Source organism: Actinomadura sp. NPDC023710, from assembly GCF_040639875.1.
Lineage (GTDB): Bacteria > Actinomycetota > Actinomycetes > Streptosporangiales > Streptosporangiaceae > Spirillospora > Spirillospora citrea.
Genome location: NZ_JBFAGB010000020.1, coordinates 111,798 through 132,637, shown reverse-complemented (window position 1 = coordinate 132,637; position 20,840 = coordinate 111,798). Strand labels below are relative to the sequence as shown.

The 20,840-nt window shown below is 75.4% G+C and carries 19 protein-coding genes; 11 read left to right on the top strand and 8 right to left on the bottom strand.

The window, feature by feature from the left end; genetic code table 11:
* The first annotated feature begins 80 nt into the window (after nucleotides 1-80).
* Both AB0H37_RS23605 and AB0H37_RS23600 read left to right on the top strand, forming a co-directional pair.
* Entirely contained in the window at nucleotides 81-2,918 is a 2,838-nt protein-coding gene (locus AB0H37_RS23605) for a hypothetical protein (RefSeq protein ID WP_360615143.1), read from the top strand.
* Between the two features lie 130 nt (nucleotides 2,919-3,048).
* Entirely contained in the window at nucleotides 3,049-4,170 is a 1,122-nt protein-coding gene (locus tag AB0H37_RS23600) for a WYL domain-containing protein (protein WP_360615141.1), read from the top strand.
* 28 nt (nucleotides 4,171-4,198) lie between these two features.
* On the opposite strand, the gene AB0H37_RS23595 is transcribed toward AB0H37_RS23600, so the two are convergent.
* A complete protein-coding gene (locus AB0H37_RS23595) occupies nucleotides 4,199-4,699 on the bottom strand; it encodes an ATP-binding protein (protein WP_360615188.1) in 501 nt (166 codons plus the stop codon).
* Between the two features lie 550 nt (nucleotides 4,700-5,249).
* On the opposite strand from AB0H37_RS23595, the gene AB0H37_RS23590 reads away from it, so the two are divergent.
* Together AB0H37_RS23590 and AB0H37_RS23585 are read left to right on the top strand one after the other, a co-directional pair.
* Nucleotides 5,250-6,122, top strand: coding sequence for a metalloregulator ArsR/SmtB family transcription factor (locus tag AB0H37_RS23590; protein WP_360615139.1), 873 nt, complete (start codon nucleotides 5,250-5,252; stop codon nucleotides 6,120-6,122).
* Nucleotides 6,119-6,718: a dihydrofolate reductase family protein gene (locus AB0H37_RS23585; RefSeq protein WP_360615137.1), complete on the top strand. Its 600-nt coding sequence runs from the start codon at nucleotides 6,119-6,121 to the stop codon at nucleotides 6,716-6,718. The genes AB0H37_RS23590 and AB0H37_RS23585 overlap by 4 nt, the downstream gene beginning before the upstream one ends.
* Nucleotides 6,719-6,875: 157 nt before the next feature.
* On the opposite strand, the gene AB0H37_RS23580 is transcribed toward AB0H37_RS23585, so the two are convergent.
* Both AB0H37_RS23580 and AB0H37_RS23575 read right to left on the bottom strand, forming a co-directional pair.
* On the bottom strand, nucleotides 6,876-7,076 hold the full coding sequence (locus tag AB0H37_RS23580; protein ID WP_329090855.1) for a DUF3040 domain-containing protein: 201 nt from the start codon (nucleotides 7,074-7,076) through the stop codon (nucleotides 6,876-6,878).
* 57 nt (nucleotides 7,077-7,133) lie between these two features.
* Entirely contained in the window at nucleotides 7,134-8,723 is a 1,590-nt protein-coding gene (locus tag AB0H37_RS23575) for a family 10 glycosylhydrolase (protein WP_360615134.1), read from the bottom strand.
* A 190-nt stretch (nucleotides 8,724-8,913) separates the two neighbouring features.
* Here AB0H37_RS23575 and AB0H37_RS23570 point away from each other — a divergent pair, with 190 nt between their 5' ends.
* A complete protein-coding gene (locus tag AB0H37_RS23570; protein ID WP_229810571.1) occupies nucleotides 8,914-9,936 on the top strand; it encodes an Rv2578c family radical SAM protein in 1,023 nt (340 codons plus the stop codon).
* Between the two features lie 7 nt (nucleotides 9,937-9,943).
* Here AB0H37_RS23570 and AB0H37_RS23565 read toward each other — a convergent pair whose 3' ends face one another.
* Nucleotides 9,944-10,723, bottom strand: a complete 780-nt coding sequence (locus tag AB0H37_RS23565) for an NAD(P)H-dependent oxidoreductase (RefSeq protein ID WP_360615132.1) — start codon at nucleotides 10,721-10,723, stop codon at nucleotides 9,944-9,946.
* A 118-nt stretch (nucleotides 10,724-10,841) separates the two neighbouring features.
* Between AB0H37_RS23565 and AB0H37_RS23560 the strand changes: the two genes are divergently transcribed.
* Nucleotides 10,842-11,816 carry a helix-turn-helix domain-containing protein gene (locus AB0H37_RS23560; protein ID WP_329090865.1) on the top strand — a complete coding sequence of 325 codons (975 nt, stop codon included), beginning with the start codon at nucleotides 10,842-10,844 and terminating at the stop codon, nucleotides 11,814-11,816.
* Nucleotides 11,817-11,820: 4 nt separating this feature from the next.
* On the opposite strand, the gene AB0H37_RS23555 is transcribed toward AB0H37_RS23560, so the two are convergent.
* Together AB0H37_RS23555 and AB0H37_RS23550 are read right to left on the bottom strand one after the other, a co-directional pair.
* Nucleotides 11,821-12,810: a trypsin-like peptidase domain-containing protein gene (locus AB0H37_RS23555; protein WP_360615130.1), complete on the bottom strand. Its 990-nt coding sequence runs from the start codon at nucleotides 12,808-12,810 to the stop codon at nucleotides 11,821-11,823.
* A gap of 82 nt (nucleotides 12,811-12,892) precedes the next feature.
* A complete protein-coding gene (locus AB0H37_RS23550) occupies nucleotides 12,893-13,693 on the bottom strand; it encodes an SDR family NAD(P)-dependent oxidoreductase (RefSeq protein ID WP_360615128.1) in 801 nt (266 codons plus the stop codon).
* Between the two features lie 103 nt (nucleotides 13,694-13,796).
* Between AB0H37_RS23550 and AB0H37_RS23545 the strand changes: the two genes are divergently transcribed.
* The 4 genes from AB0H37_RS23545 to AB0H37_RS23530 all read left to right on the top strand — a co-directional run bounded on the left by AB0H37_RS23545 (nucleotide 13,797) and on the right by AB0H37_RS23530 (nucleotide 17,829).
* Nucleotides 13,797-14,513 carry a spermidine synthase gene (locus AB0H37_RS23545; protein WP_360615126.1) on the top strand — a complete coding sequence of 239 codons (717 nt, stop codon included), beginning with the start codon at nucleotides 13,797-13,799 and terminating at the stop codon, nucleotides 14,511-14,513.
* Between the two features lie 142 nt (nucleotides 14,514-14,655).
* Nucleotides 14,656-15,243, top strand: a complete 588-nt coding sequence (locus AB0H37_RS23540) for a biotin transporter BioY (RefSeq protein WP_329090872.1) — start codon at nucleotides 14,656-14,658, stop codon at nucleotides 15,241-15,243.
* Nucleotides 15,244-15,462: 219 nt separating this feature from the next.
* A complete protein-coding gene (locus tag AB0H37_RS23535) occupies nucleotides 15,463-16,776 on the top strand; it encodes an isochorismate synthase (RefSeq protein WP_329090874.1) in 1,314 nt (437 codons plus the stop codon).
* A gap of 30 nt (nucleotides 16,777-16,806) precedes the next feature.
* Nucleotides 16,807-17,829, top strand: coding sequence for a WYL domain-containing protein (locus tag AB0H37_RS23530; RefSeq protein ID WP_360615123.1), 1,023 nt, complete (start codon nucleotides 16,807-16,809; stop codon nucleotides 17,827-17,829).
* Nucleotides 17,830-17,859: 30 nt separating this feature from the next.
* Here AB0H37_RS23530 and AB0H37_RS23525 read toward each other — a convergent pair whose 3' ends face one another.
* Both AB0H37_RS23525 and AB0H37_RS23520 read right to left on the bottom strand, forming a co-directional pair.
* The gene (locus tag AB0H37_RS23525; RefSeq protein ID WP_360615121.1) at nucleotides 17,860-18,675 is read right to left on the bottom strand and encodes a DNA-formamidopyrimidine glycosylase family protein; all 816 of its coding nucleotides are present in this window, start codon (nucleotides 18,673-18,675) and stop codon (nucleotides 17,860-17,862) included.
* A gap of 21 nt (nucleotides 18,676-18,696) precedes the next feature.
* Nucleotides 18,697-19,728, bottom strand: a complete 1,032-nt coding sequence (locus tag AB0H37_RS23520; RefSeq protein ID WP_179834873.1) for an acyl-CoA desaturase — start codon at nucleotides 19,726-19,728, stop codon at nucleotides 18,697-18,699.
* 227 nt (nucleotides 19,729-19,955) lie between these two features.
* Between AB0H37_RS23520 and AB0H37_RS23515 the strand changes: the two genes are divergently transcribed.
* Entirely contained in the window at nucleotides 19,956-20,744 is a 789-nt protein-coding gene (locus AB0H37_RS23515) for a tyrosine-protein phosphatase (protein WP_179834872.1), read from the top strand.
* Nucleotides 20,745-20,840: the final 96 nt, after the last annotated feature.

Below are 20,840 nucleotides of genomic sequence, written 5' to 3'. Positions count from 1 at the left end.
CTTACACGTCGATCGCGGGATACCGGCCCGTAATGCAGGCGATGCCGGATGCGACGCCCGCTGCTACTACTATTCGCCGGATGAGCTGGCAGGCGGCCGGGGCGGGGCCCGGTGGAACCGGAGGGGGCCCGAGCGGCGATCTGTTCGCCTCGGTCGAGGGCAACGTGCGCGAGCTGGTGGCCTCACCGTGGTGGCAGAGCGCCCAGCAGGCCGACCGGGCGGCGCAGATCGCCGCGCGGATGCTGTGGGGCGCCGGCGAATGGTGGCTGTACGGCGCGTGGGGACGCTGGTACCGGTGCGGCCTGGACGGCACCTGGCACCCCTGCCCGCCCCCCGCGCAGTTCGAGGACCGCCGCGTCGCCGTCCCCGCCCCCCAGGGCGCCGGGACGCCGCCCGTCCCGCCGCAGCTGTTCCCCACCGGCCCGGACCTGTCGGCCGGGCGCGTGGCGCCGCTGGGGTTCCTCGGGCCCGTCCCCGACACCGCCGTCGTCGCCCGCATCTCCCAGGCCCTGACCACCGCGCTGGCGGTCAACCCGCAGCAGTTCGCCCAGCGCGACCCGATGTTCCAGCCCGGCACGCCCAGCACCGTCGCCGCCGCGTGGGGCGCGCTGCTGTGGTGCGCGGGATCCCCGGTGGTGCTGACCGAGCACCCGCTGATCGAGTCGTTCATCCCGTTCCTGACGACCTCGGCGGACCACCTGCACTGGATGATGCCGCCGGACTTCGCCACCCTGGCCGGCTACTACGTCCACCGGCTCGGCGCCGGCGACGGCGGCGGCGCCGCGCACATCGCGCGCGTCATGTACGAGGTCGCCGCCGGGCTGCAGGCCGACCCGCGGTTCCGCCCCGGCGCCGACGCGCTGGCCGCGGTGACCGCGGCGTCGCTGCGGATGGTCAACCAGGACATGGCCACCGTCCGGTACGGGCCCGAGGCGATCCTGCAGGAGTGGCGGCGCCGCTGCCCCGCCGAGTTCGCCACCCCGATGGTCCGCGACACCGCGCCCGGGGAGTACCTGCGCCTGGCCCTGTACGACCTGCAGGAGATCGTCGCGGGGCTCACCGGGCCGCGCCCGGCCGCGGCGGGACGCAGCCACGACGAGGTCCGCCGCGCAGGGATCGCGGTGCTGGCCGCCGACCTGCAGGCCGCGCCGGGCGCGCTGCCGGCGCTGCAGCGCTGGCTGGACGCCGACAGCGCCCGCACGCTGCAGGCGGTGCTGGCCGACCCGGCCAACCCGCTGCGGTCGCTGTGGCCGCGCGACGGGCGGCTACCCGACGCGCTGCGCAGCGACGACTCCGACGCCCTGGCCGCGCTGCTGGCCACCAGCTACACCCTCGGGCTGACGTGGTGCCGGCTGGCGCAGGTGCCGCCGCCGGCGACGGGGTTCGCGGTGCCGCAGGCGGTCGCGGCGGAGCTGACGTCCCCGGCGATGCACACCCCGCCCTCCACCGACGAGCTGTCGGCGTGGGACATCATCAAGGCCGCCCGCGCCCACATGGCCGCCGAGCGCGCCGCCTCCGGCGCCGACCAGCCGGTCGCGCCGGTGCCCGAGCCGGCGCAGGAGGCCCCGGGCCCGCCGCCGGCGGTGGCGCCGGCCCCTCCCCCCGCCGCCCCGCCGGTCCCCGCGCCCGCCGCGCCCGGGCCGCCCGCCCCGGCCTCGCTGGAACCGCCCTTCCAGTACGCTCCCCCGCCCCCGCCGCAAGCGCCGCCGGAGCCGGGCTCCCACCACGAGCAGGGCCCGCCCGAGCCCCCCTCGCCGCCCCCCGAGCGGCCCGCGTCCCCGCCGGACCCGTTCGGCTCGGACGTGCCGCCGCCGCGGATCGCGCCTCCCCCGGCGCCCGAGCCGCCCGCCCCGGCGCCCGAGCAGGCCCCCGAGCGGCCCGCGGCGAACGAGCCGGTCCCGGAGCCGGTGTGGCCGTCGGAGCCGCACGCGACGCAGCTGGACACCGACGCGTTCCGCACCCAGCTCGACCCGGGCCCGGCGTGGCCCGGCGCGGACGCGCCGCCGGCCCCCGACCGGCCCTCCCCCGTCCCGGCGCCCGCCCCGCAGGCGGACCTGCCGCCGCCTCCCGCGCCGGTGCCCGAGCCGCCGCCCCCGCTGCCGCCCGCGCCCGTGGCCGAGCAGGCCCCGCAGGTCGCCGAGGCCTACGGGATCCGGTTCCTGTGCGGCGCCGACGACATCGAGCGCGTCGTCACCGAGGTGCGGCGGCGCGGCAAGTGGGCGCGGCGGCTGCGCGGGCAGGAGGTGTCGAGCGCGTCGACGCCGGCGCTGCTGCTGATCGGCGCGCCCTCCAGCGGGCAGCGGCGGCTGGCGCGGATGGTGGCCCGCGCGCTGGCGGAGGTGGAGGCCTCCAGCGGCGAGGTCCACGCCGTCCACGCCGAGGACCTGCGCGAGCACGGCCCCGACGGGCTGCGCGCGGCGCTGGAGGACCACGCGGGCCACGTCCTGCTGCTGGACGGCCTGGACGGGCTGATCCTGGACGAGTCGCAGGGCCCGGCCTACGCCTCGGTGCTGTACCGGACGCGGCTGGAGGGCGTGAACGAGACGGCGCTGCTGGGCACGTGCGAGCCGGACCGCGTCGGGGAGCTGTCGGCGGCGTCGCCGGAGCTGGTGACGGACCTGCGGGCGGTGCGGCTGCCGGACCTGTCGGCGGCGCCGGCGCGCGCGACGCTGGTGCGGCTGCTGGCCGAGGAGCGCAGCCTGCGGCTGGGGTCGGACGCGTGGGCGGTGGTGAACCGCGAGGTGGGTTCGCTGCGCCCGCGGGGCCGGCTGACCGGGGCGCGGCTCGTGGAGGCCTACCTGGACCGCGCCGCGACGCGGCATCTGGGCAGCGCGCAGGCCACGCAGGCGATCGGCAGCGCGCTGTCGCTGACGGCGGCCGACTTCGAGGGCCTGGCGGTGGAGCTGTCGGGCCGCTGACCCCGCGCCGGGCTCACCACCCGGCGGCGGCCCGGCGGCTCGTCGTGCGGGGCCCGAAACCCCGCGCCGGTAAGGGTTTTAAGCCCCTGCGGGAGGGTGTATCGCCGGCGGGCGGGGTCACGATGGGGGCGTGGATCGCGTAGATCGGCTGCTGGCGCTCGTCGCGGAGCTGCGGGCGGCCTCACCCGAGCCGCTGGACCCGCCGGTGCTGGCGGCGCGGCTGGGGGTCAGCGAGCGGACCGTCCGCCGCGACCTGGAGCTGCTGACGCACGGCGGGCTGCCGGTGCGGGCCCGCAAGGGCCGCGGGTACGCGCTGCCCGCCGCCGCCGCGCGCGAGCCGCTGGGCGAGGTGGGTTCGCTGATGGGCCCGGTGCACGACACGCTCGCCGAGGCCGTGCGCTCCCGCCGGGTCGTGCGGCTGGCCTACACCGATCAGGCGGGGGCGCGCAGCTTCCGCGACGTGGAGGCGCACGGCCTGGTCGTGGCCCCTTACGGGGAGTACCTGGTGGGGTGGTGCCGCATGCGCGACGGGCCGCGGATGTTCCGGCTGGACCGGATCGGGGCGGCGGTGCTGTCGGGGCGGGGCGCCGAGGTGCGGGATCTGGACGACCTGCTGGCGGCGCTGCGGGTGCCGGTGCCGCGCCCGGCGCCCGGGGCGGGGCCGCGGGGCCCGGCGGGGGCGGCGCGGGCGCGGGGGTGGACGCTGGACCGGCTGGAGTTCGTGCGCTCGCGGCTGCGGGAGGCGGCGGCGCAGGTCCGCGGCGGCGGCGAGGGCGCGGCGGCGCTGCGGGGTGTGCTGGGGCATCTGGCGGAGTGGACGCGGTGGCAGGCGGCCGCGATCCGGTCGGCGGCCACGGGCGAGGAGCCGGTGCTGGAGGGCCGCCCTCCGCCGTTCCCGCCGGCCTTCGGGCGGGAGTTGCCCTATGACGCGCGGGAGCGGATGATCCAGGACGCGATGGCGCTGCGGTCGCTGGGCGATCTGGCGCGCGATCTGCAGCAGGTGCTGGAGGCGGTGGCGCACTGGGCGGCCGGCTGCGACGACGCGCTGTGGGAGGCCGAGCTGCCCGACCCGCGCCCCTACGGGCCGCCGGGGCCGCCGCGCCCGCTGGCGGACCTGCTGGCGGGCTGGCGGGGCCCGCTCGCCCACATCGAGTGGCATCTGGACCGGCTCACCGACGAGCCGCCCCTGCCGCCCGCGGGCGGCGAGGAGGAGGACGTGTGGGTGGTGGACCGCTGCCCCCTGCAGGCCTGACCCTGTCCGGTGCGCCGGTCCCGGGGAGTCAGCCGGCCGGGGCGTCGGCGGTGAGGGCGGGGGCGTCCAGGGGGGCGAGGTCGCGGGTGAACCAGACGGTCTTGCCCGGCGGCGCGGGCCGGGCGCCGAACTCGGTGGCCAGGCAGGCGACCAGCAGCAGGCCGCGGCCGGCCTCGGACCAGTCCAGGACGGGGGGCGGCCCGGTGGGGGCGCCGGGCGCGCGGGGGTCGGCGTCGCCGACCTCGCCGGTGAGGCGGGCCCCGGCCTGGGCGGCCTCCAGGCGCAGGGCCAGGTGGACGGGCCCGGTGCCGTGCACGACGGCGTTGGTGACCAGCTCGTCCACGATGAGGACGACGTCGGCGACGTCGTCGGGGCCGGTGACGCGCCATCGGCGCAGCGACCGGCGGGTGAGCGCGCGCGCCTGTGCCGCGGCGCGGGTGTCGGCGGCCAGGTCCCAGGCCGCCGACACGCCGCCGCCGTCGCTTTCCTCGGTTCCGCCGCCAGCAGGCCTGGTGGTCCCCGTCCTCATGGTGCGCACTGCCGCGTCTCCTCGTCTGTGCCTGGTCTGGCCGCCGTCGGTGTGCGGGCCGGTGCGGCCCCCGCGCGGTGACCGGCCGGTCTCCCCGCATTCCCCCGCATCGACTCATATTCGTGGACGCTTCTCCCGGCAGGGTGGTGCACGGTCGCAGGCGACCCTCACCGCGGGGTGAGGGGAACTTCACGTGCGGGGTGGCGGTGGAGGAGGCACTGGCGCGGAGCCGCTAGAGTGGGTGCGTCGGTGTGGCATGTGTCCCCCGGGCTCTACCTGATGCCTTCGGGGAATACCGCCGGTCCCATGCGGTCCGGGCTGGAGCTTCGTTGTGCCTTTCGCCGTGAGGCGACCACCACACCGGCTTGAACGCCAAGGCCCCGGTGGGTTGATCCCGCCGGGGCCTTGGCGTTCGCGCGTCCGGCGGGCCGTCCGGCACGTCCACCGCGCCTTCTTCCTCCCTCTCGACCTGCCGGCCGCCTGGCGTCGCTGTCGCGCGCCCCAAAATATTCCTTGACACGAATATTCGTCCTGGAGAATACTCTGTGGCATGGAGGAACTCCTCGGCGCACTGGCCGATCCCGCCCGGTGGAGGCTCGTGGCCCTGCTGGCCGAGCGGCCCCGTCCGGTCGGCGTCCTGGCGGAGCTGGCCGGCGCGCGCCAGCCGCAGACGACCAAGCACCTGCAGACGCTGGAGCGCGCCGGCGTCGTCACCTCCCAGCGCACCGGCCAGCGCCGCGTCTACGCGCTGCGGCCCGGTCCCCTGCGGGACCTGGCGGCGGCGCTCGGCCGCATCGCCGACGACGCCGACCGGCCCGGCGGCGCGCTCGAGACCTTCCACCGCTACGGGGCCAGCCTGGGCGCCGAGCGGCTCGCCGCGCGGGAGGCGGGGTGGGCCGACGGCCGCACGTTCTCCTTCGCCCGGTCGCTGCCGCGGCCCCCCGAGCTGGTCTGGCGCCACCTCACCGAGCCGTCGCTGCTGGCGGGCTGGTGGGCGCCGCAGGACCTGCGGGTGTCCGCGCTCGTCTTCGAGGCGCGGCCGGGCGGCAGGGTCGTCCTGGAGTACCGCGACGCCGAGGACCCCGGCGGGTCGGACGCGGTCGCCGGGCGCGCCGAGGGCGTCGTCGAGGAGGTGCGCCCGGGTGAGCGGCTGCGCTACCGGTCCTCCCCGGTGCTGCCGAACGGGGAGCCGGCCTTCACCGCTCACGTCGACCTCGGTCTGCGCTCCGACGGCGCCGGCACCGGCCTGGACGCCCGGCTCCGGATCACCGGCAGCACGGTCGAGTCCGCGGACTTCGTCGCGGGGATCGAGATCGGCTTCGGGCAGAGCCTGGACAAGCTCGCGGCGGTCCTCGCCGCGGCGTCCGCACACGACACCGAGCACGACACCGAGCACGACGATGACACCAGGAGCACGAGATGACCGGCACTACCGGCCGCAGGGTGACCGCGAACCTGGCCCTCACCCTCGACGGGCGCTACCACGGCCCCGGCGGCCCCAGCGATTTCGGCGCGTTCGCGCCGTATGTGACCAGCGAGGTGGCCCGGGAGCACCTCACCCGCATCTGGCGGGGCGCCACGACGGCGCTGCTCGGCAGGGTCAACGCCGAGGGCTTCATGGGCTACTGGCCGGCGGTCGCCGCGGACGCGGACGCCGATCCGCGCGACCGCGGATACGCCAAGTGGCTCGTGGACACCGAGAAGGTGGTCCTGTCCACCACCGTGACCGAGGCGCCGTGGGAGCGCACCCGCATGGTGAACGCGCCCGCCGCCGACGTCGTCGCGGGTCTGCGGGCCGAGGGCGAGGGCGACATCCTGGTCAACAGCAGCGCCAGCGTCATCAAGCCGCTGCTGGCCGCCGACCTCGTCGACCGGCTGTACCTGATGATCGTCCCTGAGATCGCCGGTGGCGGGGCGCGGTTGTTCGACGACGGCCTGCCGTCCACCAGGTGGGCGCTCGGCCGCCAGGAGACCGGAGAACTGGGCGAGCTGGCGATGGTCTACGACCGCGTCCGCTGACCCGGCGGGACGGCGGGACGGCGGGACGGCGGTACCGGGGTGACCGCGGAGGCGGCTTGGGCGCCCTCCGCCGCGGTCACCCCGATGGCGTGCAGGGCCTCCCTGTCGGCCGTCTGGGAGCGGGCACGGGAGGGTCAGGGGCCGGGGCGGGCTGCGTCTAGAGGATCGCGGCGGCGATTCCGGCGCCGATCGCGGCCAGGACGATGATGACGGCGGCCGCGGCGAGGACGATCGTGCGGGCGCGGCGGGCGCGGGGGGTGCCGAGGCGGGCGAGGCGCTGGGCCAGCCGCGGGTCGTCCTCCTTCAGGCGGACCTCGATCTGGCTGAGGATCCGCTGCTCCTCCATCGACAGCGCCATGCTTCATACCTCCGGGGGGTGGTCAGGTGTGAGATTCCTCCCCACGGAGCATGATCATTATCCCTCGGAGGCGGTGGCCGTTGCGCCGCGTCCGGGACGGCTCTCGTGGTGGAGGCGGTCCAGGGCGGTGACGGAGTAGGTGTAGGAGCGGCCGGGCTTGGCGGTGGGGTCGATGATGCCGCCGCCGCGGACGTCGGCGATGAGGCGGCGGGGGTCGACGGGCGCGCAGCCGGGCTTGGCGCCCTCGACGCGGTAGACGGCGTAGGAGGTGGCGCCCTGCGAGGTGCGCCAGGTGACCTTCACGCCCTTGCCGTCCTTGCCGGTGGCGGGGACGGCGGCGGTGCCCTGGACGGGCGGGGGCGCCTGCCCGCCGCGCCGGGCGGGGACGGGCGGGACGGCGGGGCGGGTGTAGTGGTCGCCGCGGAGGCGGGCGGCGAATCCGCGCCGGTTGGCGGCGATGTCGGAGGCGCTGAAGAACACGTCGCCGCCGATCTGCGGGTACTTGGCGTTCAGGGTGAGGTGGCGCGACAGTTCGGCGGGTCTGCGCCAGGTGGCGTCCTCGCCGACGCGGTAGGCGGCCTGCCCGATGGTCAGCTGGACGCCGGTGCCCTTGACCTGGCGGGCCCACCAGGCGGCGAGTTCGGCGTAGTCGGCGCGGGCGTCGCCGATGGGCCAGTACAGCTGGGGGGTGACGTAGTCGAGCCACCCCTGCCTGATCCATTTGCGGGTGTCGGCGTAGATGTCGTCGTAGCTCTGCAGGGCGGCGGTGGACGACCCGTCGGGGTCGCTGCTCTTGTTGCGCCACACGCCGAAGGGGCTGATGCCGAACCGGACCCAGGGTTTGGCGGCGTGGATGCGGCCCGACAGCGACTCCACGAGGGTGTCGACGTTGCGGCGGCGCCAGTCGGCGCGTTTCATGCCGTTGCCGTAGGCCTTGAAGGCGGCGCCGTCGGGGAAGTCGCCGTCCTCGGGATAGGGGTAGAAGTAGTCGTCGAAGTGGACGGCGTCGACGTCGTACTTGGTGACGACGTCCATGACGGCCTTGGTGGCCAGGTCACGGACCTGCGGCAGGCCCGGGTCGTACCACAGGCCCTTGCCGTACTTGCGGACCCAGTCGGGGTGCTGCCGGGCGGGGCTCTTGGGCGACAGCTTCTTCAGGTCGTCCTGGCGGGACACGCGGTAGGGGTTGAACCAGGCGTGGAACTCCAGGTTGCGGGCGTGGGCCTCCTTGAGCATGAACGCCAGGACGTCGTAGCCGGGGTCCTTGCCCTGGGTGCCGGTGAGCCACTGCGACCACGGCTCGTACGGGGAGTCGTAGAACGCGTCGGAGTTGGGGCGGATCTGGACGAACACCGCGTTCATGTTCATCGCGGCGGCGGTGTCGAGGAGGCGGGTGAACTGCTTCTTCTGGTCGACGGGTGAGGCGCCGGGGTCCTTGGGCCAGTCGGTGTTGCCGACGCTGGCGATCCACATGCCGCGCAGCTGCCGCCCCTCGGCCCCGTCGGGGGCGGGGACGCTCGGGCACTCGGCCTTGGCGCCGTCGCGGACGGGGCCGCCGTCCTCGCGCCCGGTCGTGCCGCCGAAGGCGGTGATGCCGCAGGCGGCGAGCGCGCCCGTCGACACTCCCGCCGCCAACGCCGCCGCCACTTGCCGGGTCCTGGATCGCCATGCCATAGCGGCCCATTGTTACGCACGCGCCGGGGTGCCACGCACGAAACGCCGTCGCCCGTGTGATCCCTCACCGTCCCGTTTCGCCTGATCTCCGCGTTGCGATCTTCGAACACACGTTCCATACTGGCCGGATGTATCGTCGCTCACGTGTTCGAGGAGGTGGGGGGTGCGCTGGGATCATCTCCGGCTGGACGGGGACGAGGGCCCCGCGCGGCCGCTGATCGAGCGCGGCGCGGTGGCGCGCACGTTCGACACCCCGGAGTTCCGCGGCATGACCTTCTACGAGGTCCGCGCCCGGACGGTCGTCAACAAGGTCCCCGAGGCCTCCCGCGTCCCGTTCCGCTGGACGATCAACCCCTACCGAGGCTGCACCCACGCGTGCAATTACTGCTTCGCCCGTAAAAGTCACGAGTATCTGGACCTGGATGCGGGTGCGGACTTCGACTCGCGGATCGTGGTGAAGGTGAACGCCGCCGAGCGGGTCAGGGCGGAGCTGGCGGCGCCGCGGTGGCGGGGCGAGCACATCGCGATGGGCACCAACGTCGACTGCTACCAGCGCGCCGAGGGCCGCTACCGGCTGATGCCGGGGATCATCGCGGCGCTGGCCGAGGCGGCCAACCCGTTCTCGATCCTGACCAAGGGCTCGCTGATCCTGCGCGACCTGCCGCTGCTGCGGGAGGCGGCGGCCCGCACGCAGGTCGGCACGGCGGTGTCGGTGGGGTCGCTCGACCGGGACCTGGGGCGGGCGGTGGAGCCGGGCGCGCCGCCGCCGCGGCGGCGGCTGGAGGTGTGCGCGGCGCTGAACGAGGCGGGCATCGGCTGCGGGGTGCTGATGGGCCCGGTCCTGCCCTACCTGTCGGACTCCCCCGCCCAGCTGGAGGCGGCGGTCCGGCAGATCGCCGACGCCGGCGCCACGTCGGTGTCGGCGATCACGCTGCACCTGCGCCCCGGGGCCCGCGAGTGGTTCCTGTCCTGGCTGCGCGAGCACCACCCTGAGCTGGTCGTGCCGTACGCGCGCCTGTACCGGGGCGGCGCCTACGCGCCCCGCGAGTACCAGGAGCGGATCGCGCGGCGGGTCGGTGACCTGGCCGCCAAGTACGGCGTCGGCGGCCGCGCGGCGCACCGTCCGGCCCGCACCCCTCCCCCTCCTTCGCCGCCGCCCCGCCCGCAGCAGATCGCCCTTCTCTGACGCCGCCCTACCCCGCCGGGGACGGGCGGCGGTGGATGGCGGGGTCGGTGCGGCCGGGGGCCAGGTGGGGGCGCAGGGTGAGGTCGTCGGCGTAGTCGCCGCCGTGCTCGCTCCGGTACGGGATGGGGTCGGCGGTGGGCAGGGCGTGCAGGCGGGCGTCCAGGGCGTCGGCGGCCGCGGTGCGGTCGGCCGCGGTGGCGCGGTCGGCGCCGGTGATGACCAGGGGCGGCAGGACGTCCATGCCGGTGTAGAACAGCGTGCCGTGCAGGAGGGGGAACAGGACGTCCTCGGCGGCGCCGTGCACGCCGCGGGGCCCCAGGCCGGAGGAGCGCGCGCCGGCGGTGGTGACGACCAGGGCGCGGCGCCCGGCCAGGCCGCCGTCGCCGTAGCGCAGGGTGCGGCCGGCGTCGTCGGTGACGCCGAACGCGAAGCCCTGGACGAACACGCGGTCGAACCAGCCCTTCAGGATGGCGGGCATCCCGTACCACCACAGGGGGAACTGCACGATCAGCGCGTCCGCCCAGGTGATGTTGTCGTGTTCGGCGCGGATGTCGGGGGCCAGGGCGCCGGCGGCGTGGGCGCGTTCGGACGCGGCGCCGACGATGAGGCGCTCGGCGGGGTCGTGGCCGAAGTCGGCGGGGCCGACCAGGGGGTTCCAGCCCATCGCGTACAGGTCGCGGTGGCGGACGCGGTGGCCGTCGCGGCGCAGGGTGGCGGCGCCGTGGTCGCGCAGGGCGCCGTTGAGGGAGCGGCCCTCGGGGTGGGCGAAGATCCATAGGACGTTCACGGCGCTGTCTCCCTTTCCTGGTGTGTCGTCGGTCGAGGTGTGGGGTCACTCCGATGCTGCCGGGCGGGCGGTGGCGGCGGTGAGTGGCCGGTGGGCCATGGTGTGTAAGGATCGGGCCATGTCGGGCGGGGTCCACCGGGTGGCGGTGCTGGTGCGCGAGGGCGTGCTGCCGATGGAGCTGGGCATCGTCCACCAGCTGTTCGGGCAGGCCCGGTCGGCGGAGGGCGCGCCGCTGTACGAGGTGGTGTCGTGCGGGGTGGAGCCCGGGACGGTGCGGGCGGACGCCGATTTCGCGGTGGCGGTGGAACACGGGCTGGAGGCGCTGGAGGCCGCGGACACGGTGGTCGTGCCGGCGTCGCATGTGCTGGACGAGAGCCGTCCCGGGGAGGGGCCGGTGCCGGGGGCGCTGGCGGCGGCCGCGGGGCGGGGCGCGCGGGTGGCGTCGGTGTGCACGGGCGCGTTCGTGCTGGCGGCGGCGGGGCTGCTGGAGGGGCGGCGCGCCACGACGCACTGGCTGTCGTGCGCGCGGCTCGCGGAGATGTTCCCCGGGGTGCGGGTGGACGCGGCGGTGCTGTTCGTCGACGAGGGCGCGGTGCTGACCTCGGCGGGCGAGGCCGCGGGCATCGACCTGTGCCTGCACATGATCCGCTGTGATCACGGCGCGGCGGTGGCGGGGGACGTGGCGCGCCGCACGGTGGTGCCGCCGCACCGGGAGGGCGGGCAGGCGCAGTTCACGGCGCTGCCGGTGCCGCCGGCGCGGGCGTCCTCGACCGGCGCGGCGCGGGCGTGGGCCCTGGAGCGGCTGGAGCGGCCGGTGACGCTGGCGCAGCTGGCGGCGCGGGCGTCGATGAGCGTGCGGACGTTCACGCGCCGGTTCCGGCAGGAGACCGGCGTGTCCCCGCAGGTGTGGCTGACGGCGCAGCGGGTGCAGGCGGCGCGGCGGCTGCTGGAGGAGACCGACCTGCCGGTGGATCGGGTCGCCGAGCGGGCGGGGTTCGGGACGGCGGCGTCGCTGCGCCGGCACCTGCACGCCGCGATCGGGGTGTCGCCCTCCTCCTACCGCACGACGTTCCGCGGCGCGGGCGGCGCGTGAAGGGTCAGGCGCGCTCGGCGCCGAGCTCGACGGGTTCGGCGATGACGTCGACCATGGCGCCGTTGCGCAGCACGGTGATCGGCAGGGGCCGCCCGATCGCCTCGGCGAACATGAGCCGCTGCAGGGACTGGGCGTCGGTCACCGGCGCGCCGCCGGCGGTCAGGACCAGGTCGCCGCGCCGCAGCCCGGCCCGGTCGGCGGGGCCGCCCGGCACGACCTCGGCGACGCGCAGCGCCTCGCTGCGGCCGGTGCGCTCGCGCAGGTCGGCGGGCACCGGGACGGGCCCGGCGGCCAGACCGAGGAACGCGCGGCGCACGCGGCCGTCGCGGATGAGGGCGTCGATGATGCGGCGCGTGGTGGCGTTGACCGGGACGGCCAGGCCGAGCCCGATCCCGGCGACGGCGGTGTTGACGCCGACGACACGGCCGTGGGCGTCGGCGAGCGCTCCGCCGGAATTGCCGGGGTTGAGGGCGGCGTCGGTCTGGATGACGTCCTCGATGACGTGCACGGCGGTGCCGGTGCGGGTGGGCTGGGAGGTCGGCAGGGACCGGCCGAGCGCGGACACCACGCCGGCGGTGACGGATCCGGCCAGGCCCAGGGGGTTGCCGACGGCGACGACGAGCTGCCCGACGACCAGCGCGTCGGCGTCGCCGAGGGTGACCGGGTCGGGGACGGGCCCCTCGGCGCGGACCACGGCCAGGTCCGACAGGGGGTCGGTGCCGACGACGGTGAACGCGCCGGTGCCGCCGCCGGCGAACGCGGCGTGACCGCCGGACGCGGCGCCGACGACGTGGGCGTTGGTGAGCAGGAACCCGTCGCCGGTGAACACCACGGCCGACCCGGCGCCCTCGCCGCGGCGGTGCCGGACGCGCAGGGCCGCCACGCGCGGGGTCAGGTCGCGGGCGACGGCGGTCACGACGCGCGAGTAGGCGTCCAGCGGCGGCTCGTCCCCGCCGGGCCGGTCCGCGCGGCGTTCGTTCTCGTGGGGGACCATCGCACCTCCCGATGATTACATCGTTACACTGTAACTGTGCGAGAGGAAGGTGTGTTCCCGGCCACGCCGCCCGGTCCCGGGGTCAGCGCAGGGTGGACAGGCCCCCGTCGACGTGCAGCACCTGCCCGGTGACGTAGGACGCGCGGTCCGACAGCAGGAACACCGCGACGTCGGCGACCTCCCACGCGGTGCCCTGCCGCCGCATGGGGATCAGCCCGGCGACCCGGTCGCGGTCGGTGTTCCCCGCGGACGCCTCGCGCCCCATCACGGTGTCGATCAGGCCGGGCGCCACCACGTTGGCGCGCACCCCGCGGGGCGCGCCCTCGGCCGCGATGTGGCGCACCAGCCCGGTCAGGCCCGCCTTGGAGGCGTCGTAGGACGGCGACCGCGACCCCGGCTTGGTCCCGGCCAGCGACCCGATGAACACCATCGCCCCGCCCGCCTCCAGCGCCGGCATCGCGGCCTTGCCGACCAGGAACGGCGCCCGCAGGTTGACGTGCAGGACGCGGTCCCAGTCGGCCAGCGCCGTGCCCGCCAGCCCGTACCCGATGCCGATCCCGGCGTTGAACACCACCCCGTCCAGGCCGCCGAGGCCCTCGGCCGCCAGGGTCACGACACGGTCGCAGGCCGCCGGGTCGGTCACGTCCGCCGCCACCACGCAGGCCCGGCCGCCCTCCGCCCCGATCATCGCGGCGGTCTGCCCCGCGGCGTGCTCGTCGACGTCGGCGCACGCGACCACCGCGCCCTCCCGCGCGGCGGCGACCGCGATCGCGCGGCCGTTGCCGACCGGAGCGGCGGGATCCTCGCTGGGGCGCGTCCCCGCGCCGACGACCAGGATCCGGCGGCCCGGCAGCAGCCCGCCGGACGGTTCGATGTCGGGCATGACCGGCACCGTAGCCGACGCCGCCGGCCCCGCCCACCCCCCGCCGGCCCCGCCCGGCCCCGGGATCGCCCGGGCCACTCTCCGCTGCGGCTAGGGTGCGGACATGGGATCGGCTGCGGACACACGCGGGGAACCGGCGAACGCGCCGACGACGGTCGTCGAGCGCGCCGCCGGCCTGGGCGGCGAACTGGTGCTGCGCCGGACGGGCGGCGACTACGAGATCATCAGCAACGGCGTGTTCCTGATGGACACCCGCAACGGCGAGTCCGAACGGCTGCTGGTCCGCGCCGCCCTCGACGCGGCCGCGCGGCGCCCCGGCGGCCCGGCGCGGGTCCTCATCGGCGGCCTTGGCGTCGGGTTCTCCCTCGCCGAGGCCCTCACCGGCGACGGCGTGGCGCACGTCACCGTCGTCGAGCGCGAACCCGCCGTCATCGCCTGGCACGCCACCGCGCTGCGGCCCTGGTCCCAGGGCGCCCTGCAGGACCCCCGCGTCACCGTCGAACGCGCCGACCTGCTCGACTACGTCACCGCCCCGGGCGCGGGCCCCTTCGACGCGGTGTGCCTGGACATCGACAACGGCCCCGACTGGACCGTCACCCCCGGCAACGCCCGCCTGTACGCGGCCACCGGCCTGGACGCCCTCGCGGCGCTGCTGACGCCCCGCGGCGTGCTCGCGGTGTGGAGCGCCAACGCCGCACCGGCGTTCGAGGCGCTGCTGCGGGACCGGTTCGGCTCCGTGCAGGCCCGGCCCGTCCCGGTGCCGCGCGGCGAACCCGACATGGTCTACCTCGCCCTCGACCCGCACGCGCCCGCCGGCTGAGAGGCGGCGCCGAGCGAGGGCGCCGGCGCCCTCGGGTGGGGCGGCGACAAAGCGGAGACGCCCGATTCTGTAGGCCGCGCCGTCCACTCCGGAAAGGCAGTTCGCTAGGTTTCGGCCTGACACAACCGTTTTGGGAGGATCTGTGGCTACTGCCCACGCAACCCGGCGGCGCCCCGCCGTCCTGGGCGACCTGCTGCCCGGCTCGCTGGCCCGCGACGCCGCGCTCGTCATCGGCGCCGCCGCCTTCGTCGGCCTCGCCGCGCAGATCGCGGTCCCGCTGCCCGGCACCCCCGTGCCGGTGACCGGGCAGACCTTCGCGGTGCTGCTCGCCGGCGCCGCCCTCGGCTTCGGCCGCGCCGGCCTGGGCATGCTGGTCTACCTGCTGGCCGGAATGGCCGGCGTCCCCTGGTTCACCGACGGCACCTCCGGCACCGGATTCGCCACGCTCGGCTACGTCATCGGGTTCGTCGCCGCCGCCGCCGTCGTCGGACGCCTCGCCCAACTCGGCGGCGACCGCACCCCGCTGCGCACCGTCGGCACCATGCTCGCCGGAACCGCCATCATGTACGCCGCCGGCGTCCCCTACCTGATGGCCGCCCTGCACGTCGACCTCGCCAAGGCGATCGACCTGGGCGTCACGCCGTTCCTGGCCGGCGACGCGCTGAAGGTCCTGCTGGCCGCCGGGCTGCTGCCCGCCGCCTGGAAGCTCACCGGCGCCGCCCGCCGCTGACCCCCACCCGGCGCGCCGCCCCGCCGCGTCCCGTCCCTCCCCGCGCATGGGGACGGGACGAACGGGGCATACGCGCAACCAAGCCCCGCGGCCGTCCCCGCAACCCGGCACCACCCGGCCACTCCCGCCGCCCCGCACGAGCCGGTGTGGCGCACACCTCACCACCCACCACCACCCCGCCCGTTTGAACAGGTTCAAATCTGGCGTACAGTGGCTCACGTGAAGCTCGCCGTGACAGCACCGGACCGACTCACCGTCCGCACCGTCCCGATCCCCGACCCGGGCGACCTCATCGCGCGGCTTCCCCACCCCTCCGCACTGGCCTGGATCCGCCACGGCGAGGGAATCGTCGGCTGGGGCGAAGCCGCCCGCCTCACCCTCCCCGGCGGCCACGACCGCTTCGACGCCGCCGCCCGCATGCTCCACGACCTGTTCGGCGCCGCCGCCGTCGACGACACCGTCAACGTCCCCGGCTCCGGACCCGTCGCCTTCGGCACCTTCGGCTTCGACCCCAAATCCCCCGACTCCACCCTCATCATCCCCCGCCGCATCCTCGGCCGCCGCAACGGCCGCGCCTGGCTCACCACCATCGGCGACGACACCGACCCCCTCACCCTCGCCAACCCGCCCCAGCCCCCCACCGGCCTGCACTGGAGCGACGGCGCCCTCCCCGAACACGCCTGGAAGCACGCCGTCGCCACCGCCGTCGACCGCATCCGCCGCGGCCACCTCGCCCCAGGCACCGACCCCGCACAACCCGGCCACCCCACCGCACCACCGCCCCGCCCCGCCCACAACACCGGCCACCTCGGCAAAGTCGTCCTCGCCCGCGACCTCACCGTCCGCGCCGACACCCCCATCGACGCCCGCGTCCTGCTCCAGCGCCTCGCCGCCCGCTTCCCCGGCTGCTACACCTTCTCCTGCGCCGGCATGGTCGGCGCCACCCCCGAACTCCTCATCAGCCGCACCGGCGGCGACATAGAATCCCTCGTCCTCGCCGGCACCACCGCCCGCGGCACCACCCCCGCCGACGACCAGGCCCGCGCCGCCCGCCTCTTCACCTCCGCCAAGGACCGCGAAGAGCACCGCTACGCCGCCGAGATGGTCCGCGACGCCCTCACCCCCCTCTGCTCACACCTCACCGTCCCCGACGAACCCGAACTGCTCACCCTCCCCAACGTCCTGCACCTCGCCTCCCCCCTGCGCGGACGCCTGGCCGCCGACCGCTCCGTCCTCGACGTCGTCGCCGCCCTGCACCCCACCCCCGCCGTCTGCGGCACCCCCACCGACACCGCCATGGACCTCATCCGCGAACTCGAGGGCATGGACCGCGGCCGCTACGCCGGACCCGTCGGCTGGGTCGACGCCCGCGGCGACGGCGAATGGGGCATCGCCCTGCGCTGCGCCGAGATCGACGGCACCCGCGCCCGCCTGTTCGCCGGCTGCGGCATCGTCGCCGACTCCGACCCCGACGCCGAACTCGCCGAGGCCCGCACCAAATTCCGCCCCATGCAGTACGCCCTCCACGGCTGACCACCGCCCCCGCACCGGCACACTGGACCCATGCGCGCGAGCCGGCTGCTGTCCCTCCTCCTGCTCCTGCAGGCCAGGGAACGCATGACCGCCCGGGAACTGGCCGCCGAACTGGAAGTCTCCGTCCGCACCGTCTACCGCGACGTCGAATCCCTCAGCGCCGCCGGCGTCCCCGTCTACGCCGACCGCGGACCCGACGGCGGCTACCGCCTCCTCAACGGCTACCGCACCCGCCTCACCGGCCTCACCGCCACCGAGGCCGAATCCCTCACCCTGTCCGCCCTGCCCGGCCCCGCCTCCCAACTCGGCCTCGGCGACGTCCTCGCCGCCGAACTCAAACTCATGGCCGCCCTCCCACCCGACCTGCGCACCCGCGCCTCCCGCATCCGCGAACGCTTCCACCTCGACGCCCCCGGCTGGTTCCGCACCCCCGACGAGGTCCCCCACCTGCACGCCATCGCCGACGCCGTCTGGAACCAGCGCCGCATCGAGGTGCTCTACCGCCGCTGGCGCCACCCCCAGCAGGTCACCCGCCTCCTGGAGCCCCTCGGCGTCGTCCTCAAGGCCGGCTCCTGGTACCTCATCGCCCACCCCGCCCCCGGCGACCCGCCCGACGACCACACCGACGACACCACGGCGCACGCCCCCCGCACCTACCGCGTCTCACGCGTCCTGACCCTGCGCGCCCTCCCAGGCCACTTCGACCGCCCCCACGGATTCGACCTCGCCACCTTCTGGGCCGCCTACGCCGAACGCTTCGAAGCCGACGCCTACCGCGAACACGCCACCGTCAAACTCTCCCCCGACGGCCTCACCCGCTCACAGATCCTGCTCCCACCCACCATGGCCCGCGCCGCCCTCGACACCGCCACCCCACCCGGCCCCGACGGCTGGGTCCACGCCACCCTCCCCATCGAATCCGTCCGCCACGCCCACGTCGAATTCCTCAAACTCGGCGCCGACGTCGAGGTCATCGACCCCCCGGACCTCCGCGACATGATCGCCGCCACCGCCCGCGCCCTCACCGCCCGCTACACCCCCGACGGAAACTGACGAGCACCCGGGCCGCGCCCCGCTGCGCCCTCACACCGCCGGCGGCTGGCACCCCGGACACCAGAACAGATTCCGCCCCGCCACCTCCACCGTCGCCACCGCCGTCCCGCACACCAGGCACGGCAACCCCGCCCGCCGGTACACGTAGACCTCACCGCCATGACCGTCCACCCGCGGCGCACGCCCCATCGCCTCAGGCATATGCTCCGGCCGCACCGTGTCGATCCGCCCCGCACGCACCCCCGCCGCCATCAGCTCCACCAGGTCGTCCCACAGCGCCGCCCACCGCCGCGCACTCAACCGCCGCCCCGGCAACCGCGGATCGATCCCCTGCCGGAACAGCACCTCCGCCCGGTAGATGTTCCCCGGCCCCGCCACCACCGACTGATCCATCAGCAGCACCGCGATCGGCGTCCGCGCCCGGCCGATCCGCCGCCACGCCGCCTCCGGATCGGCGTCCCCGCGCAACGGATCGGGCCCCAGCCGGTCACGCAGCAGCTTCACCTCACCCGGCTCCAGTAGCTCGCAGGTATTAGGACCCCGCAGATCCGCGTAACACCCACCGCCCTCCAGCCTCAGCCGCACGATCCCGACCGGAGCCGGCGCCGGACCCTCCCCGAAGGTGTACTTGCCATAGATACCGAGATGCACATGCAGCGTCCGGTCGTCATCGAACCCCAGCAGCAGATGCTTGCCGTGCGCGTCCGCCTCCGACAGCACCCGCCCGTCCAGCCACCGCGCCCCCTCGGCGAAACGCCCCTGGGGACTCCAGGCGGCGACGGCGAGGCCGCCGAACATCCGCTGATGCTCGGCGGCCAGCCGGTGAATCGTGTGTCCCTCGGGCATGGCCCGGAGCATAGCCCCGCCCTAGCGGAGCGGCTCCCCGACCTCCCGCATGTGCCCCAGCGCCAACCGGTACGACTCCACCAGCCCGGTCTCCGCGTACGGCAACCCCACCGCCGCGCAGTGCTCACGCACCAGCGGCCGCAGCCGCCGCAGACTGCACCGCGGAACGCCCGGGAACAGGTGATGCTCGATCTGGTAGTTCAGGCCCCCCATCAGCCAGTCCGTCACCAGACCGCCCCGCACGTTCCGCGACGTCAGCACCTGCCGGCGCAGATGCCCCCACCGCTCCCCCGGCTCCGGCATCGCCATCCCCTTGTGGTTCGGCGCGAACACCGCACCCAGGTGCACCCCGAAGACCGCATGCTGAACCGCGACCAACGCCAGCGCCTGCCCCACCGGAAGCAACGCGAACGCCAGCCCCAGATACCCCACCGCGTGGACGAGCAGCAGCCCGCCCTCCAGAACCTGGTCCCGCCGCGAACGCCCCCGCAGGAACAGCAGGCTCCCCAGCTTCAGGTTCACGCCCTCCAGCGTCAGCAGCGGAAAGAACAGCGCGGCCTGGTGCCGCGCCACCCACCGCAGCACACCACGCTTACCTTCCGCCTGTTCACTCGTCCACGCCAGCACGCCCTCCCCCACATCGGGGTCCTTGCCGACATGGTTCGGATTCGCGTGATGCCGGTTGTGCTTGTCGTTCCACCACCCGTGCCCCATCCCCAGCAGCAGGTTCCCCAACAGCAGCCCCAGCCACCGGTTCCCCCTCGCGCTCCCCGCGATCTGCCGGTGCCCCGCGTCATGCCCCAGGAACGCCGCCCGCGCCGACAGCACCGCCAGCGGAACCCCCAGCAGGACCGTCCACCAGCTGTCCCCCGCCCACGCGACCGCCGCCCACACCGCCGCGGTCGCCGCCAGGTTCAACCCGATCACCCACGCGTAGTAGCCGCGCCGCCGATCCAGCAGCCCGCTGCCGCGGACGCGCCGCGCCAGCGGCGCGAAATCACTGCCGGCCGACCGCTCGGACGGTCGGGACGGAGCGGACAGGGTCGCGGGCATGGAGACTCCATTCACCAGGAGGCGGGACGTCGCGTGGAACGCGAGGAAGAAGACACCTCGAAAGCTACGGAGGGTGAGGCCGCCGGGTCGCCCCGCTGCGGAGCCATTCACCGTCTGGCTCCCAGGTCCCGGTACCGCCCCGCCCTGTCACCCGCCAAGTCGATCACCCCGGCACACCGGGCCCTGCACCCAAGTCAGGACAGGGCGGCCATATAGGGTCACAAGTCATGGACGACGACTCTCGGTGGATCGAACTGGACGGTGCCGTCAACGCCCGCGACCTCGGCGGCCTCCCCACGGCCGACGGCGGCGCCACCCGGCTCGGACGCGTCCTGCGCTCTGACAACCTCCAGGACCTCTCGGTCACCGACGTCCGGATCCTCCTCGACGACTACGCCCTCAAGAACGTCATCGACCTGCGCAGCGACGCCGAGGTGCGCCTCGAAGGCCCCGGCCCCCTCACCCGCGTGCCGTCCGTGACGATCCACCAGCTCTCGCTCTTCGCCGAGGGCGGCCGCCACACCGACGTCGCCGCCGACGTCGCCAAGGCCCTGCCCTGGCAGGAACGCCCGTCCGACGGCCCCGAACAGGACCGCTCGACCGGCCACTACCTCGGCTACCTCGCCGACCGCGGCGACTCCGTCGTCGCCGCCCTGCGCGTCATGACCCGCACCGACGGAGCCGCGCTGGTCCACTGCGCCGCCGGCAAGGACCGCACCGGAGTCGTCTGCGCCCTCGCCCTCGACGTCGCCGGCGTCACCCGCGAGGCGATCGTCGCCGACTACGCCCAGACCGGCGAACGCCTCGAGGCCGTCCTGCGCCGGCTGCGCGGCAGCGACACCTACGCCGCCGACCTCGACTCCCGTCCGGCCGACACCCACCAGCCCCACGCCGCCATCATGGAGAAGTTCCTCGCCCGCATCGATGAGCAGCACGGCGGAACCATCGGCTGGCTCGCCGGGCACGGCTGGACCACCGAGGACACCGACACACTTCGCGAGCGCCTCCTCGGCTGAGCCCGGCACCCCTTCCCTGCTGGTTTCTTGTCGTTGCTGGTTTTTGTGAGGCGGGAAGGGGATGCACCCAGCCCGGCGCCTTTACATTGTAATTTG

What these genes read in the sequence shown, in the direction of transcription:
- AB0H37_RS23550 (WP_360615128.1), bottom strand. Translation starts at nt 13,693, where the DNA reads ATGCCCGACATCGAACCGTCCGGCGGGCTGCTGCCGGGCCGCCGGATC.
- AB0H37_RS23530 (WP_360615123.1), top strand. Translation starts at nt 16,807, where the DNA reads ATGCGCGCGAGCCGGCTGCTGTCCCTCCTCCTGCTCCTGCAGGCCAGG.
- AB0H37_RS23580 (WP_329090855.1), bottom strand. Translation starts at nt 7,076, where the DNA reads ATGGCGCTGTCGATGGAGGAGCAGCGGATCCTCAGCCAGATCGAGGTC.
- AB0H37_RS23545 (WP_360615126.1), top strand. Translation starts at nt 13,797, where the DNA reads ATGGGATCGGCTGCGGACACACGCGGGGAACCGGCGAACGCGCCGACG.
- AB0H37_RS23605 (WP_360615143.1), top strand. Translation starts at nt 81, where the DNA reads ATGAGCTGGCAGGCGGCCGGGGCGGGGCCCGGTGGAACCGGAGGGGGC.
- AB0H37_RS23560 (WP_329090865.1), top strand. Translation starts at nt 10,842, where the DNA reads ATGTCGGGCGGGGTCCACCGGGTGGCGGTGCTGGTGCGCGAGGGCGTG.
- AB0H37_RS23590 (WP_360615139.1), top strand. Translation starts at nt 5,250, where the DNA reads ATGGAGGAACTCCTCGGCGCACTGGCCGATCCCGCCCGGTGGAGGCTC.
- AB0H37_RS23555 (WP_360615130.1), bottom strand. Translation starts at nt 12,810, where the DNA reads ATGGTCCCCCACGAGAACGAACGCCGCGCGGACCGGCCCGGCGGGGAC.
- AB0H37_RS23520 (WP_179834873.1), bottom strand. Translation starts at nt 19,728, where the DNA reads ATGCCCGCGACCCTGTCCGCTCCGTCCCGACCGTCCGAGCGGTCGGCC.
- AB0H37_RS23585 (WP_360615137.1), top strand. Translation starts at nt 6,119, where the DNA reads ATGACCGGCACTACCGGCCGCAGGGTGACCGCGAACCTGGCCCTCACC.
- AB0H37_RS23595 (WP_360615188.1), bottom strand. Translation starts at nt 4,699, where the DNA reads ATGAGGACGGGGACCACCAGGCCTGCTGGCGGCGGAACCGAGGAAAGC.
- AB0H37_RS23525 (WP_360615121.1), bottom strand. Translation starts at nt 18,675, where the DNA reads ATGCCCGAGGGACACACGATTCACCGGCTGGCCGCCGAGCATCAGCGG.
- AB0H37_RS23515 (WP_179834872.1), top strand. Translation starts at nt 19,956, where the DNA reads ATGGACGACGACTCTCGGTGGATCGAACTGGACGGTGCCGTCAACGCC.